Origin of the sequence: Dyella sp. C9, from assembly GCF_003332825.1 — a bacterium.
GTDB lineage: Bacteria > Pseudomonadota > Gammaproteobacteria > Xanthomonadales > Rhodanobacteraceae > Dyella.
This window is the reverse complement of record NZ_QIRF01000007.1, coordinates 116,208-131,351: the sequence shown is the minus strand read 5'-3', so window position 1 is coordinate 131,351 and position 15,144 is coordinate 116,208. Positions and strand designations below refer to the sequence as shown.

Genomic DNA, 15,144 nt, shown 5'->3' with positions numbered 1-15,144 from the left:
GCCCGCCGGAATGAAGGAGGCAAGGCATCACACCGCATGGCGAGCTAGCGCATTGGCCACCGCGTCAGGCGAGGCATCACCCAGCGCGGCATAGGCCGCGCGCACAGTCTCGCCGAAGACCGGGTCGACACCCAGCGCACCGAACACCGCCTCCAGCTGCAGGAAGCGAGCCACGTCGTGACCGGCATCGCCGGTGCAACCCTTGCCCAGTGCCTGCAGGGTGTCGTTGATCGGATCCACCAGCGCCACGCCGCGCGAAGCCTGCCGCCGCACGAAGTGCATCCACGCGGCGATGGGCAGGCACAACGCGTCGATGGATTGACCCTGCCGCAGCGACTCACCGATGGTGCTGAGCAGGCGCACGGGCAGTTTCTGTGAGCCATCCCACGCGATCTGCGAAAGGCGATGGCGAATCGAGGGATTGCGGAAGCGCTGCAGGATCGCGTCGATGTAACCCTCGGCATCCATCGCGCGGGGCAACGCGATCACGGCGGCGATGTGCCTGCGCATCAACCGTTCGACGAAACCAGCCAGTGCGGGATGCGCCATGGCATCACCCACGCTGTCCAGCTCCATCAGCGAGCCGAGATACGCCAGCGAGGAGTGCGCGCCGTTGAGCAGGCGCAGCTTGGCGCGGTCGTAACCGGCGATATCGCTGCTCAATGTCACGCCCACGCGCTCCAACGGCGGACGCTCGCCGCCGAAGCGGTCTTCCACCACCCATTGGGTGTATTCCTCGCGCTGGATCGGCCAGGCGTCGTCGCAACCCAGTTCGACATCGATGCGTTCGCGCAGGGCGTCGTCGGTGGCCGGCGTGATGCTGTCGACCATCGAGCACGGAAAGCACACGCTCGCCTCGATCCACGCAGCCAGCGGCGCATCCACCCGTCGCGCGAACTGCAGCACTGCCCGATGCAGGCGATGGCCATTGTCGGCAAGGTTGTCGCAGCTCAACACCGTGTACGGCGCGATGCCATGGCGCTGCCGCTCGCGCAGGCCGGCCACCAGGTAGCCGATGGCGCTGCGCGGCTGCGCCGGATGCGCCAGGTCATGCGCGATGTCCGGGTGCGAGAGATCGAGGTCGCTGCCGGCCAGGCAATAGCCTTTCTCGGTGATGGTCAGCGTGACCAGCCGCACCGCCGGATCGGCCAGCCGCGCCAGCACGGCCGCCGACTGATCGCGGGCGCTGAGCATCTCGCGCAATGCGCCGATCACGCGCAAGTGGCGCTCGCTGCCAAGCAGGGCCAGGGTGTAAAGGCCGCCCTGCGGATCGAGCGCATCGCGCACGTCAGTACTGTGCAGGGAGACGCCGCAGATGGCCCACTCCGGATGCGTGGCCAGCAGGTCATCGATATAGACCGCCTGGTGCGCGCGATGGAACGCGCCGGCACCGATGTGCACGATGCCGATGCGCACGCCATCCAGCGCGTAGGCGGGTTGTTGCACGTTCGCCGGCAGCTGCGCAAGGCAGGCCGGCGACAGGCGGGGACGGGCAGCCGGGGCGGCCATCAACGCTTTACCTCGTAACCGCCACCCTGCAGGAAGGCCAGCATGTCGGCCTCACGCAGCAGGTTCACGTCGCCCGGCACCGAATGCTTGAGGCAGGCGGCTGCGGTAGCGAAGTCGAGCGCGGCCTGTTCGGGCATGCCGCGCAGCAGCGCATGCAGCAGGCCCGCGGCAAAGGCATCGCCACCGCCGATGCGATCCACCACTCCCTGCAGGGAGTGGGCATGGGTCACGCGCGCATGCTCGCGGGTGGAGAGCATGCCGGTCAATTCCTGGTCGTCCACATTGCGGTGGCGCCTTTCCGTCGCGGCAACGTAGCGCAGGTGCGGCCACGCGGAAAAAGCAGCGCAGGCGGCGGCGCGAAAACGCTCGCCGGCCTGCGCCTGGGGAAAACTCTGGCCCAGCGCGAGGGCGATGTCACGATCGTTGCCCAGGATCAGCTCGGCTTGGCTCATCACCTGGCGGATCAACGCCGGCGCCTCATGGGCGCGCTCGCCCCACAACCGGCTGCGGTAATTGCCGTCGAAGGACACGTGCACGCCCAGCGTCCTGGCGGTGGCCACCGCATCCAGCGTGGCCTGCGCGGTCGCCTGGCCCAACGCGAGATTGATGCCGGACACATGCAGCCACTGCGCATCGGCGAGCAGGCGCGGCCAGTCGTAGGCGTCGGGCGACGTCTGCGCGAACACCGAGCCTGCGCGGTCGTACAGCACTTCGGCGGGTCGCTGCATGGCGCCCGGCGACAGGAAATACAGGCCCATGCGGCCCTCGGCATAACGCAGCGCACTGGTGTCCACGCCATGCCGACGCAACTCGCCGGCGCAGGCATGACCCAGAGCCTGCGCCGGCAACGCGCTCACCATCATGCTGTGATGGCCGAGGATGGCCAGTGAGGAAGCGACGTTGGCCTCGGCGCCGCCGAAGCGCGCCTCCAGCCGGTGCGACTGCAGCAGAAGCTCATGGTAGGGAGGCGACAGCCGCAGCAGCAGTTCACCGAAGCAGACGATGCGTGCGGGCGTGGATACGGGAGACATGACGGTGGTTCCTTACGGGCTCACGTCGAACGGCTCGCTGAGGCGGATGTCGGCGCTGGAGGCGCCCACCTGCACTTCGTAGCGACCGGGGTCGACGGCATAGGCATGCTGTTGGTCGTCGTAGTAGCGCAGCGCGGTGCGCGGCGCGAGGTCGAAACTGATGCGGCGCTGCTCACCCGGCTGCAGGCTCACCCGCTGGAAACCGCGCAGTTCCTTGTTGGATCGCCACGGGCCGGCATGCAGGCTGCGCACATAGAGCTGCACTACTTCGTCGCCCGCACGGCTGCCGCTGTTCTTCACCGTCACGCTCACGCTGAGCCTGCCGTCGACCGTCACGCTGGACGAGGCCAGCTGCAGGTCGCTGTAGCCGAACGTGGTGTACGAGAGACCGTAGCCGAACGGATACAGCGGCGTGCCCTTGAAGTAACGATAGGTGCGGCCGGCCATGTGGTAGTCGTCGAAGGCGGGCAGCGCCTCGTCGGCCTTGTAGAAGGTGACCGGCAGGCGGCCGGATGGATTCACCGAGCCGAACAACACGTCGGCCACCGCATCGCCGCCGCGCTGGCCCGGATACCACGCCAGCACGATGCCCGGCACGTGCTGTTGCGCCCAATCCACCGCCAGCGCCGAACCGGAGGTGAGCACCAGCACCACCGGCTTGCCGGTGCGCTGCAGCGCTTCCAGCAGCTTCTGCTGGGTGGCGGGCAGGCGCAGGTCGGTGCGGTCACCACCGGCAAAACCGGGGTAGTTCACCTTCATTTCCTCGCCTTCGATGTCGCTGGTCAGGCCGCCCACGAACACGATGGCGTCGGCATGGCGCGCCGCATCCATCGCTTCCTCGAACGCGGGCCTGGCACCGGGCTCGCGCCAGGCCAGGCGGACATCGTTGTTGTGCTCGCGCTTGCTGTACTCCAGGCGCACCGCGTAAGCCTTGCCGGCGACCAGATCCACCGATGCGGTCGCGGCCTTGCCGGTGGCGTTGTCCCAGGCGTCGACCAGCAGGTGACCGTCGAGGTACAGGCGATAACCATCGCTGGCCGGCGCCGTGAGCGTGTAATGGCCGCTCCTGGGTGCCACCAGCTCGCCACTCCAGCGCACGCTGAAATGCGCCGGGTCCAGCGCCTGGTCGGCGGCCAGCTCGCCCTGCGCAACCAGATCGTCGGTGGGTGCGCTGTGATCCCAACGGAAGCTCACTTTCGCATCCACCCGCGTCAGTACCGGCGTGCCCTGCAGGTCGCCACCGCGGAAATACTCGCCCTTGAGGCCATGCTCGCCGGAGCCGGCGTCGGGCCGCAGGTCGGCCGCGTCGATCAGTGGCGTGCCTTCGTCGTCGAAGCCCTGCACCAGGGCCGCACCCTTCGCATAGGTCACTTCCGCCTGCGGCAACGCGTTGCGGATGCCCTGCAGCACGGTCACCGGCGCGGCCGGCGTGCCGTGGTAATTGCCGAGCAGGGCGGTGACGTCATCGGCGGTGGGGCCGATCACCGCCACATGGCGCAGTTCGCGCGACAGCGGCAGCACGCCATGGTTCTTAAGCAGCACGATGGATTCGTCGGCGGCGCGGCGGGCCAGCGCATCGTGTTCGGCCGACTGGTTCACCGAGATCGGCAGGCTGGACCATGGCACGCGGGCCGGCGGATCGAACATGCCCAGGCGCATGCGCGCCGTCATCAGGCGCGTCAGCGACACGTCCAGTTCCGCCTCGCTGATCAGCCCCTGCTTCACCGCCGCGGTGAGCGCGGCATAGGTGTGGCCGCAGTTGAGATCATCGCCGCGCTTCACCGCCAGCGCGGAGGCCTGTTCGGCGGTCTGCACCAGCTGATGGTGTTGGTAGATGTCCTCCACCGCGTCGCAATCGGACATCACGTATCCCTGGAAACCCCAGTCACGGCGCAAGGTGTCCTGCAGCAGCCGCTGGCTGGCCGAGGCCGATTCGCCGTTCACGCGGTTGTACGCGCCCATCACCGCGTCCACGTGCGCGTCCTGCACCAGTGCCTGGAACGCGGGGAGGTAGGTCTCGTACAGGTCGCGCTCGTCAGGATGCACGTCAAAACGGTGGCGCTCGGACTCCGGCCCGCTATGCACGGCGAAGTGCTTGGCGGTGGCGTCCAGCTTGCGATAGATCGGATCGTTGCCCTGCAGGCCGCGCACGAAGCTCACGCCCATGCGCGAGGTGAGGAAGGGATCCTCGCCGTAGGTTTCCTGGCCACGGCCCCAGCGCGGGTCGCGGAAGATGTTGATGTTGGGCGACCAGAAGGTGAGCCCCTGGTAGCGGCCATGCATGCCGCGCCGCTGGAACTCGTTGTACTTGGCGCGCGCCTCGTCGCTGATCGCGCTGGACACCTGGTCCATCAGCGTGGTGTCGAACGTGGCGGCCATGCTGATAGCCTGCGGGAACACGGTAGCGCCACCGGCACGCGCCACGCCATGCAGGGCCTCGTTCCACCAGTCATACGAAGGCACGCCCAGGCGCGGGATGGCCGGCGCGCTGTTCTGCATCTGCGCGACCTTCTCCTCCAGCGTCATGTGCGCCACCAGGTCGGCGGCGCGCTCCCCGAAGCTGTGGCCGGTATCGAGATAAAGCGGCGTCGCCGGCTGGACGCCCGCGGCGGTTGCCGCCGGCAAGGAGGCCGTCGCGGCCAGCATGGCCAGCGTCACTGCCGCGCACAGCACGGGCTGCACGCCGAACTTCCACTTGCGGTCCATCAGGACTTCCCCCGGTATTTCATGCGGTTTCCTCTCACTGGCCGCCAAGCACGCGCGCGTAGGGCCCGACCACGGCACCAATGAAGCCGCCAGCCACATCGGTGCTCAGCACGGTGCCGTCCTCGTGGCGGCTCAGCCAGGTCCAGCCCGCGCCATCGTCATAGGCAAAGCCATACACGCCGCCATCGCCGCTGATCATCAAGGCCAGCGAGTGCAGCGTGCCGGGCAGTTCGGCCGTGGCCACCGTGGCCACTTCGCCGCCGCGATGTCGACGCAGGGACAGCAGCAGGTGACCGCCGTCGCGGCGCACGCCCAACGCGTACCAGTAGTGCTCGTTCTGGAATGCGGCGATGCCCGCCTCCACGTCGCGATCGACCGGCACGGCGAATGAGGTGCTCGCTTCGAACTGCGTGTTCTGCTGGCGACGCGCGAGAAACGAAGGATTGCGCAGCGTGTCCAGGTCCTCGGCCAGCGGATGGATGGCGAGCTTGCCCGGATGACTGCGCAGGTCGGCCCACGGCTGTTTGGGTACGCGCACGAACAGCCAGGCCGGATCGAGCGCAGCGCCATCGAAGTGGTCGTGCCACTGCACGTTGCCGGTCAGCATCGATGGCCTGGCCTCCGCTTGCAGGAATGACGGCCCCTTGGCCGCCGGCGGTATCGGCTGACCAGCCGGCAGGATCGTGGGCCAGCCGTCCTTCCACGTCACCGGCAGCAGGAAGGTTTCGCGTCCGGTGTTGTAATGCACGCGGTCGTAGGCGCGGCTGGCCAGGAAGATCGCCCACCAGCGGCCATCGGCGGCCTCGACCAGGTCGGCGTGGCCCGCATTGATCACCGCATTCGCGCGGTCCGCCGGCAGGTCCCGCTGGGTCAGGATGGGATTACCCTCGTATGGCGCATACGGACCCCACACGGACCGGCTGCGCAGCACCACTTCCGAATGTTGCGGGCCGGTGCCGCCCTCGGCACACATCAGGTAGTACCAGCCGTCGCGCTTGTACAGGTGCGGGCCTTCGATCCAGATCGGGCGCTGCTCGAAATGCGTGCCACCGTTGAGCACGACCTTGCGCTCACCCACCGGCACCTGTTTCGCCAGGTCGATCTGCTGCAGCCAGATGGCGCGATGGCCCTCGTACTGCGGCTTGCCTTCCGGCGTACCGTTGTTGAGCAGGTACGCTTTGCCGTCGTCGTCGAAGAACAGCGATGGATCGATGCCGTCCACCCCGCGCAACCAGACCGGATCCGACCAAGGGCCAGCCGGATTGGTGGCGGTGGCGATGAAATTGCCGCCACTGTCCACCGCCGTGTTGACCACGTAGAAGGTGCCATCGTGGTAGCTGATGGTCGGCGCGAACACGCCGCGCGACATGCCCAGCCCGTCGAAATCCAGCTGCGAGGGACGGTCGATCACATGGCCGATCGGCGTCCAGTGCACCAGGTCGCGACTCTCGTACACCGGGATACCGGGGAAGTACGCAAAACTGGAATTGACCAGGTAGTAGCGATCGCCCACGCGCACCACGCTGGGGTCCGGGCTGAAGCCGGCGAGCACCGGGTTGCGGTACTCGCCCGGTGCCAGCGGCTGCGCGAACACGGCGTCGTGGCCGGCATACTCGAAGCCGTCGAACAGCACGGGCTGCCGCGCCTGCGCGGCGAAACCGAGCATGGCGAGCAGGCCACCGAGCATGAACCGGCCCAGGCGCATCACCAGTCCCACATCGAACCGTCTTCCAGGCGCGCGATCGGCAGCTGCTTGGGCGCGTAGGGGAAGCGGGCGGCGAGTTTCTCGTCGATGGTGACGCCATGCCCGGGCGCTTCGCCGCAATGCAGGCGACCGGCACGGAAGGCGTAGTCGTGCGGGAAGACTTCGTTGGTTTCGTCCGAGTGGAACATGTATTCCTGGATGCCGAAGTTCGGCACCCAGGTGTCGAAATGCAGCGCCGCACCCATGCACACCGGCGACAGGTCGGTGGCGCCGTGAAAGCCGGTGCGCACCTGGTGCAGCGCGGCGAAATCGGCCAGGCGACGCAGGTGGGTGATGCCGCCGCCGTGCACGATGGTGGTGCGGATGTAGTCGATCAGCTGGTTCTCGATCAGGTGCTTGCAGTCCCAGATCGAGTTGAACACCTCGCCCACCGCCAGCGGCGTCACCGAATGCTGGCGGATCAGTTCGAACGACTTCTGGTTCTCGGCCGGGGTGGCGTCCTCCAGCCAGAACAGGCAGTACGGCTCCACGCTGCGCGCCAGGCGTGCCGCCTCGATCGGGGTGAGGCGATGGTGCACGTCGTGCAGCAGCTCCACTTCGGGGCCATGGTCAGCGCGCAGGCGCTCGAACAGCTGCGGCACGATGTCGAGATAACGCGGGGTGGACCACACCGTCTCTGCCGGCAGTTCGCTCTCGGCCGGTTCGTACGGCTTGCCACCGGTGGAGATGCCGTAAGCCTTCTTCACGCCGGGCACGCCGCACTGCGCGCGGATGGCGAGGAAACCCTGCTCCTTGAACTGACCCACCACCTCGCTGGTTTCGCTGATGTCACGGCCATTGGCGTGGCCGTAGACCAGCGCACCCTCGCGCGAGCGTCCGCCCAGCAGCTGGTAGATCGGCAGGCCCGCCATCTTGCCGAGGATGTCCCACAGCGCCACGTCCACCGCGGCGATCGCGGTCATGGTCACCGGGCCGCGGCGCCAGTAGGCACCGCGATAGAAGAACTGCCACATGTCCTCGATGCGGCCCGCGTCGCGGCCGATCAGGTTGGGCACCACGTGGTCCTGCAGGTAGGACGCCACCGCCAGCTCGCGACCGTTGAGCGTGGCATCGCCCAGGCCGGGGACGCCCGAGCGGGTGACGAGCTTCAGCGTGACGAAGTTGCGCCCCGGGCAGGTGACGATGACCTTGGCCTCGACGATCTCGCGATCGCGGGCCGAGGAGTGCGAGACGGCTTCAGGCGTGGTGCTCATCGATGGCTATCCTGCGTGGAACGGTTGGGTGAAACGGGCATTTCGAACGGACCGGCCGGCAGGCCGGAGTGGTCGTACAAGGTGCACACCGGGCTGTCGGCCCAGCAGTAGCGCACGCGTGCGATGTCCCCGGCGGGCAGCGAGGCGTGCAGGCTCACGCTGTCGCCGTGCACCTGGGCATCGGCGTAATGGCAGCTGCCGGCCTGTGCGCCGCACAGCTCGAAGCCCGCGGGATGATCCGCGCCGTAGACCACCAGCGCGTCGGTGACATCCTTGAAGCGGATGCTCGCGCCATCGCCATCGCGCTGCACGGAGACAGGCACCGGCCCGGACGGCGGCAGGTTCTTCTCGCCATAGACCACCTGGCGCGCGGCGCGCGCGAGGCGACGACCCAACTCCTGCTTGTTGGCGGGATGGATGTCAGTACGCTCGCCGATATCCACCGCCACAGCGAGTGCCGAGTGGGCGTCATTGGCAGCGGCCAGACGCTGCGCCTCGCGGATGCCCGCGGTGCCGCTTTCGCTCGGATGCGTGGGCGCGGCGCCATAGCCGGCGAGCTGCACGATCAGCATCGGCAGCTGCGCGCCGAAGCGCTGGCGGAAGTCCGCGCGCAGTGCTTCGAGCAACGCCTGGTAGTGCGCGGAAGCGTCACCCGTGTTGGACTCGCCCTGGTACCACAGCGCACCGCGGAACACGAAATCACCCAGCGGCGCGATCATGCCGTTGTAGATGGTGGAGAGGCCCTGCGTAGACTGCCACGGCACGCTCGGCGGATGGCCGTAGCTGGACGGCACCACGCGGTACTGCCAGTGGTCGGCCAGCGATACCGCGCTGCCATCGGCGAGCTGGATGTTGCGCTGGGCCGCGTCGCCGTACAGGCCGCCGTCGCGATAGGTGTTGAGCACATTGATGGCGATGAGGTTGTCGCCCTCATGCAGCAAGCCCGCCGGAATGGCATAGCTGCGCGGCTGCCCGCCGTACTCGGTGCCAACCCAGTGGCCGTTGACCCAGGTCTGGTCGGCCTCGTTCACCGTGCTCAGATGAAGCGTGGCGCCCTGCTTCGCCTGCGCGGCGGTGAGTTTCACGATGGTGCGGTACCACACGGTGCCGGTGAAGCTGGCCAGCTCGGGCTTGCCCCAGCGCTGCCAGGCGCCCTTGTCCAGCGGCGCATCCTGCCAGCCGGCCTGGCTCACGTGTGCCGGATTCCATGGCTCGTCATTCGCTGCCACACCCGCACGCGCATGCCACCAGGCACGCCACTGGGCATCCCATTGCTGGCCGGCCCGCTGCGGATCCCTGGCGTACTGCTCCAGCAGATCCAGCGCGCCGTCGTAGCCGCCGACCTTGCGCAGCGCCTGCGCGCTCATCCACGGCTCGATGCGCGAGCCGCCCCAGGCCGATACCACCAGGCCCATCGGTACGTCCACCGTCTTCTGCAATTCGCGCGCGAAGTAGTAACAGGCGGCGGAGAACTCGGGCACGTTTTCCGGCGTGGTCTTCAACCAGTGGTCGGCGGCGGGAATGCGATCAAGCGGCGTCACGCTGCTCACGTTGTCCAGGGTGAGCATGCGGATGCGGTCGTTGTCGGCGTTCTGGATCTCCGAGCGCGAGTCCAGCGTGCGCTTCACCTGCAGCACCATGTTGGACTGGCCCGAACACAGCCACACATCACCCACCAGCACGTCGCTGATGCTCTGCGAAGCGCCGCCCACCACGCTGGCGGTGAGCTGATAGGGGCCGCCCGCACCCACCGCCGGCAGCGTCGCCTCCCAATGCCCCTTGGCATCGGCACGCGCCGTGGCCTGCTTGCCGGCGAAGCTCACGGTGACCTTGTCGCCCGCCTTGGCGTCGCCCCACACGTGGTTGGGCTGGTCGCGTTGCAGGATCGCGTGATCCTGGAACAGCGGATTGAGCAGACCCGCCCCTGCATCAGTCGCGCTTGCGCCAAGCGGAGCGGCGAAGGCGAGGGCGAGCAGCGCAAGCGCCGAACGACGGACCATCGAAACCTTGGGTGCTGCGTGCTGGATCATCATGGGTAACCCGGAACGAAGGGAAAGGTGAGCGATTCGTAGTAGCTCAGCGGATGCGCCGGCGGCCGGTAGCCGGCAGGCAGCGGCAAGCCATTGAGGCTCTGGAAATAGGCGATGCTGGCGTCGCGCCACCACTGCGCCTCGTCCTGCTGGATGGCGAGGAAACTGGCGGCCTTTCGATAGCGGTCCGCATCGACGTAGCCATCCAGGCGCGCCCAGGTGTTGCGCATCTGCGCCACCTCTTCCACGCCCCGGGTGTAATGCGCCACCAGCGCATCCCACAGGGTCTGGCCCGAATGCAGGCGATAGTTCCACGGCAGGTGGTGGAACCACAGCAGGAGCGCCTCCGGCGCGCGCGCCGGATCGTTGAACTCGGCCGCCACCGGCGGCGCGTACTGCGCCACCGCGTCGCTACCGCTGCTGCTGCGGTCGAAGCCGATGCCGTTGCGGTCGGCGCGGTGGTAATACACCGGCGTCCAATCGGCGCGCGGGCCGCTGGCATCCCATGGTGCCGGGCCGTAGTGGTGCCCATGGCCCATCAGGTGATGCAGGCCCAGCGGAGTCATGTAGTCCACCACGGCCTCGCGCGAGCCCATCATCATGTCGACCACCGGCTTCACGAAGGCGGGATCGTTGCTGAAGGTCATGCGCACCCAGTCCTCGGCGATGTCGCGCGACGAAGCCTCCGGATTCCACGCCAGCCGCCCGTAGGCGTACCAGTTGGCCTGGTTGAAGTCCGATCCGGTCCAGTCGCGATCGGTGCCGATGTTGGCCACGCCGGCCATGCCGGTCAGCACGTGGCCGTCGAGCTGGCCGTCGATCACCTTGGCCACGGTGGAGCCCTTGCCGCGCGCCTGCGTATCGGCCTTGAGTACCTCCTCGAACAGCGGGCCGAGATAGGCCAGGTGCGTGGCGAAGCCCAGGTATTCCTTGGTGACCTGGAACTCCATCATCAGCGGCGTGCCGGGCATCGCGCCGAACAGCGGATTGAACGGCTCGCGCGGCTGGAAGTCGATCGGACCGTTCTTCACCTGCAGCAGCACGTTCGCGCGGAACTTGCCGTCCAGCGGCTTGAACTCGGTATAGGCCTGCTTGGCGCGGTCGTCGTTGTTGTGCTGCGAATAGACGAAGGCGCGCCACATCACCACGCCGCCGTGCGGGGCCAACGCATCGGCCAGCATGTTGGCGCCATCGGCATGCGTGCGGCCGTAATCCTGCGGGCCGGGCTGGCCCTCGGAATTGGCCTTGACCAGGAAGCCGCCGAAATCGGGGATCAGCGCATAGATCTCGTCGGCCTTGGCGCGCCACCAGCGCTGCACCTGCGGGTCGAGCGGGTCGGCGGTCTTGAGCCCGCCGATCTCGATCGGTGCGCTGAACTTCACGCTGAGGTACACGCGGATGCCATAGGGCCGGAACACGCCCGCCAGCGCCTTGACCTTGTCGAGATACGCCGGCGTGAGGATCGCCGCGTTGGCGTTGACGTTGTTGAGCACGGTGCCGTTGATGCCGATCGAGGCATTGGCACGCGCGTAGTCGGTGTAGCGCGGGTCCAGCCAGCCCGGCAGCTTCTGCCAGTCCCAGAGCGAAGCGCCGGCATAGCCGCGCTCCACGTGGCGATCGAGGTTGTCCCAGTGGTCGAGCACGCGCAGCTTGAGCCGGGGCGCGTCGCGCAGGTCCAGCTTGTCCAGCAGCTGCCCTGTCTGCACCAGCCGCAACAGGTGGAAGGTGCCGTACAACGCGCCGACGTCGTCGTTGGCTGCCACCACGGTGACCGGATGGCCGGCGATCACGGCGCTGCGGATCAGGTAACCCTCGCGGCCGAGGCCCGCCGTATCCAGCCGCAGCCGCGCGATGGCCGGCGACGACGAAGGCGTGCCCACCACGATGGCGCCATCGCCGCTGACCGCATCGGCCAGTGCGGGCGACTGCCCCAACAGTCCGCCGAGGCCGCGCTGCAGTTCGTCCCGCGTAGCCAGCTCGATCGGCGTGGCGGTGGCCATCACCAGTTGCGCAGCATGGCTGCGGTAAAGGCTCGCCTGGGCTGCCGGCAGGGGGCGATAACGCAGCCACAGGTCGTAGCCGTCCTCCGCCCTGACCGTGCCGGCGCAAGCGAGCAGCAGGCCACCGAACACACCCAGCCATCGGCGCAGGATCGTGCCGCGTGGCCGCCGCGCGGCACGAATGTTAGACGGCGGGTCAATCACAGTTATCGCTAACATATGCAAGAATGAATTCATATCCGATCCGAAATCACCACCGGCAGGACGTCCGTGGTAACCGTGACACGGCCTGTGCGGTGCCTGCGCAGCGCGAGGGGAAACGGCATTGAAGAAGACAGGCAAGAAGTCGGTCCGCCGCAAGGGAGCTGCCGTCACCATCGACGACGTGGCTGCGCTTGCCAAGGTGTCGCCGATGACCGTGTCCCGCGTGGTCAACGGGCACAGCAAGGTGCGCGACGCCACCCGCGAACGCGTGATGGAAGCGGTGCGCGAACTGGGCTACATACCCAACCTGGCGGCCAGCTCGCTGGCGGCGGCGCAGGATGCGCGCATCGCGCTCATCTACACCAATCCCAGCGCGGCCTACCTGCGCGAACTGCTGCTCGGCGCGCTGCGCGGTTCCGCGCGCACGGCTGCCCAGCTGGTGATCGACGACTGGGAGGAACTGGACGCCAGCGGCGAGCGCAAGGCGGCGCGGGCGCTGGCCAAGAGCGTGGCCGGCGTGATCCTGCCACCGCCGCTGTGCGAATCGAAGGTGGTGATCGAGGAACTGGTCAACGCCGGCGTGCCGGTGGTGGCCATTGCCGCGGGTCGCTTCAACCACGACATCTCCAGCGTGCGCATCGATGACTTCCTCGCCGCGCGCGAAGTCACCGAGCATCTGCTGAAGATGGGTCACACGCGCATCGCCTTCATCAAGGGCCACCCCAACCAGACCGCCAGCACGCGGCGCTTCGAGGGCTACCAGGCCGCCTTGAAGGAGGCCGGCATCGCGCCGGATCCGGCGCTGGTGCAGCAGGGCTACTTCACCTACCGCGCGGGCCTGGACGCCGTCGAAATGCTGCTCTCGCTGAAGCAGCCGCCGACCGCCATCTTCGCCAGCAACGACGACATGGCCGCGGCCGCCATTTCGGTGGCGCACCGCCGCGGGCTGGAAGTACCGCGCGACGTGTCCATCGTGGGCTTCGACGACACCTCGGCCGCCACCACCGTGTGGCCGGAACTGAGCACAGTGCGCCAGCCGATCGCGAGCATGGCCGACTCGGCCATCGACATCCTGCTGCGCACGATCCGCCGCAAGGAAAGCGACACCAAGGTAGTGGTCGACCACGTCGTCGCCCACCAGCTGATCAAGCGCGACTCGGTGGCGCCGCCGGTGGCCTCCCGCAGGACGCGCACCTGACGCGCGCCCCGACGGCGCGCCTGCGGAGTGCCGTCCCGCGACGAGGGCGCGAGGCATCGCCTCAGCCCTCCATCTCTTCGAGTTCCTTGCCGCGCGTCTCATGCACGCAACGCAGCACGAACACCACCGAGATCACCGCCGCCGCCGCGTACAGGCCGTAGGCACCGGCCAGGCCGATGCTGGCCAGCAGGATCGGGAAGGTCACCGTGATGGCGCAGTTCGAGGTCCATTGCGCGGCGCCAGCCACGGCCAGCCCCGAGCCACGGATCTGGTTGGGGAACATCTCGCCCAGCATCACCCACATCACCGGTCCCCACGACATGTTGAAAAAGGCCACGTAGACGTTGGCCGCCACCAGCGCCAGCGTGCCCATGGCCGGCGGCAGGCTGAGCTTGCCGGCCGCGTCCATGCCCGCATGCGCAAAAGCCCAGGTGACCAGCGACAGCGTCACCGCCATGCCGGCCGAACCCACCCACAGCAGCGGCTTGCGGCCGACCTTGTCGATCAGCATCACCGCGACCAGGCAGGCGGCAATGCTCAGCGCGCCGGAGAACACGTTGATCAGCAGCGCGTCGCTCTCGGAGAAGCCCACCGCCTGCCACAGCACCGCGCCGTAATAGAACACCACGTTGATACCGACCAGCTGCTGGAACGAGGCCAGCCCGATGCCTACCCATACGATGGGGCGGATCTTGCCGGTGACCTTGTCGAGCAGGTCCGACAGGCGCGGTCGGTGGCGGTCCTGCGCCAGCGACGCACCGATGTCCGCGAGCTTGGCGCGCGCCTCGTTCTCGCCGTACAGGCGGGTAAGCACGGACAACGCCTCGGCATCGCGCTTGCGCACCACCAGAAAGCGCGGGCTTTCGGGAATGAATACCAGCGACACCAGGAACAGCGTCGAGGGCAGCGCCTGCATCCAGAACATCCAGCGCCAGGCATCCTGGCCCAGCCACAGCGCACCGGTGGATGAACCGGCGGCGCGAGCCAGCAGGAAGTTGCTGAGGAAGGCCGTGAACAATCCGCTGATGATGGCGATCTGCTGCACGGTGGCCAGGCGGCCGCGATAACGCGCCGGCGCCACCTCGGCGATATAGGCCGGCGCGATCACGCTGGCTGCGCCCACGGCAAAACCGCCGGTGATGCGCGCGATGACGAAGAAGGCCGCGTTCGCTGCCGCACCGGCACCCAGTGCAGATACCAGGAACAACAGGGCCGAAACAATCAGTACCGAGCGGCGTCCCCAGGTATCGGACACGCGGCCGGCGAAGAAGGCACCCAGCGCACAGCCCAGCAGCATCGAGGCCACTTCGAAGCCGATCGCGGTGGAGCTGGACTGGAAGGCCTGCTTCAGGCCATCCACGGTGCCGTTGATGACGCCGCTATCGAACCCGAACAGGAAGCCGCCGAGCGTGGCGACGCAGCTGATCTGGATGATGAGGCGCGTGTTTTCCGCTTGCCTGGTTTCGAGCGTGCGTTCAAGCAGGACGCTGTTCATGCCGACGAGGTCT

General features: G+C 67.8%; 9 protein-coding genes. 1 reads left to right on the top strand and 8 read right to left on the bottom strand.

Annotation, left to right across the window (positions count from 1 at the left end):
* Window positions 1-27: 27 nt before the first annotated feature.
* From DVU99_RS10950 to DVU99_RS10920, 7 genes are all read right to left on the bottom strand, one after another.
* The gene (locus DVU99_RS10950) at window positions 28-1,509 is read right to left on the bottom strand and encodes a mannitol dehydrogenase family protein (protein ID WP_114240245.1); all 1,482 of its coding nucleotides are present in this window, start codon (window positions 1,507-1,509) and stop codon (window positions 28-30) included.
* Window positions 1,509-2,540 carry a sugar kinase gene (locus DVU99_RS10945; protein ID WP_114240244.1) on the bottom strand — a complete coding sequence of 344 codons (1,032 nt, stop codon included), beginning with the start codon at window positions 2,538-2,540 and terminating at the stop codon, window positions 1,509-1,511. The genes DVU99_RS10950 and DVU99_RS10945 overlap by 1 nt, the downstream gene beginning before the upstream one ends.
* A gap of 12 nt (window positions 2,541-2,552) precedes the next feature.
* Window positions 2,553-5,186 (bottom strand): glycoside hydrolase family 3 protein, encoded by a 2,634-nt coding sequence (locus DVU99_RS10940; protein WP_114240294.1) that lies wholly within the window; start codon window positions 5,184-5,186, stop codon window positions 2,553-2,555.
* 94 nt (window positions 5,187-5,280) lie between these two features.
* A complete protein-coding gene (locus tag DVU99_RS10935) occupies window positions 5,281-6,933 on the bottom strand; it encodes a glycoside hydrolase family 43 protein (RefSeq protein ID WP_232823564.1) in 1,653 nt (550 codons plus the stop codon).
* A 17-nt stretch (window positions 6,934-6,950) separates the two neighbouring features.
* Window positions 6,951-8,204, bottom strand: a complete 1,254-nt coding sequence (manD, locus tag DVU99_RS10930; protein WP_114240243.1) for a D-mannonate dehydratase ManD — start codon at window positions 8,202-8,204, stop codon at window positions 6,951-6,953.
* Window positions 8,201-10,204 carry a sialate O-acetylesterase gene (locus DVU99_RS10925; RefSeq protein ID WP_114240293.1) on the bottom strand — a complete coding sequence of 668 codons (2,004 nt, stop codon included), beginning with the start codon at window positions 10,202-10,204 and terminating at the stop codon, window positions 8,201-8,203. The genes manD and DVU99_RS10925 overlap by 4 nt, the downstream gene beginning before the upstream one ends.
* Window positions 10,205-10,233: 29 nt before the next feature.
* Window positions 10,234-12,384, bottom strand: coding sequence for an alpha-glucuronidase family glycosyl hydrolase (locus DVU99_RS10920; protein WP_232823563.1), 2,151 nt, complete (start codon window positions 12,382-12,384; stop codon window positions 10,234-10,236).
* Window positions 12,385-12,559: 175 nt separating this feature from the next.
* On the opposite strand from DVU99_RS10920, the gene DVU99_RS10915 reads away from it, so the two are divergent.
* Window positions 12,560-13,636: a LacI family DNA-binding transcriptional regulator gene (locus tag DVU99_RS10915; protein ID WP_114240241.1), complete on the top strand. Its 1,077-nt coding sequence runs from the start codon at window positions 12,560-12,562 to the stop codon at window positions 13,634-13,636.
* 61 nt (window positions 13,637-13,697) lie between these two features.
* Here the strand turns inward: DVU99_RS10915 and DVU99_RS10910 are convergent, their stop codons facing one another.
* A complete protein-coding gene (locus DVU99_RS10910; RefSeq protein WP_114240240.1) occupies window positions 13,698-15,131 on the bottom strand; it encodes a sugar porter family MFS transporter in 1,434 nt (477 codons plus the stop codon).
* Window positions 15,132-15,144 lie beyond the last annotated feature (13 nt).

Coding starts and splice junctions, on each gene's coding strand:
- DVU99_RS10925 (WP_114240293.1), bottom strand. CDS start 10,204: ATGGTCCGTCGTTCGGCGCTTGCGCTGCTCGCCCTCGCCTTCGCCGCT.
- DVU99_RS10935 (WP_232823564.1), bottom strand. CDS start 6,933: ATGCTCGGTGGCCTGCTCGCCATGCTCGGTTTCGCCGCGCAGGCGCGG.
- DVU99_RS10950 (WP_114240245.1), bottom strand. CDS start 1,509: ATGGCCGCCCCGGCTGCCCGTCCCCGCCTGTCGCCGGCCTGCCTTGCG.
- DVU99_RS10940 (WP_114240294.1), bottom strand. CDS start 5,186: ATGCTGGCCGCGACGGCCTCCTTGCCGGCGGCAACCGCCGCGGGCGTC.
- DVU99_RS10910 (WP_114240240.1), bottom strand. CDS start 15,131: ATGAACAGCGTCCTGCTTGAACGCACGCTCGAAACCAGGCAAGCGGAA.
- DVU99_RS10945 (WP_114240244.1), bottom strand. CDS start 2,540: ATGTCTCCCGTATCCACGCCCGCACGCATCGTCTGCTTCGGTGAACTG.
- manD (WP_114240243.1), bottom strand. CDS start 8,204: ATGAGCACCACGCCTGAAGCCGTCTCGCACTCCTCGGCCCGCGATCGC.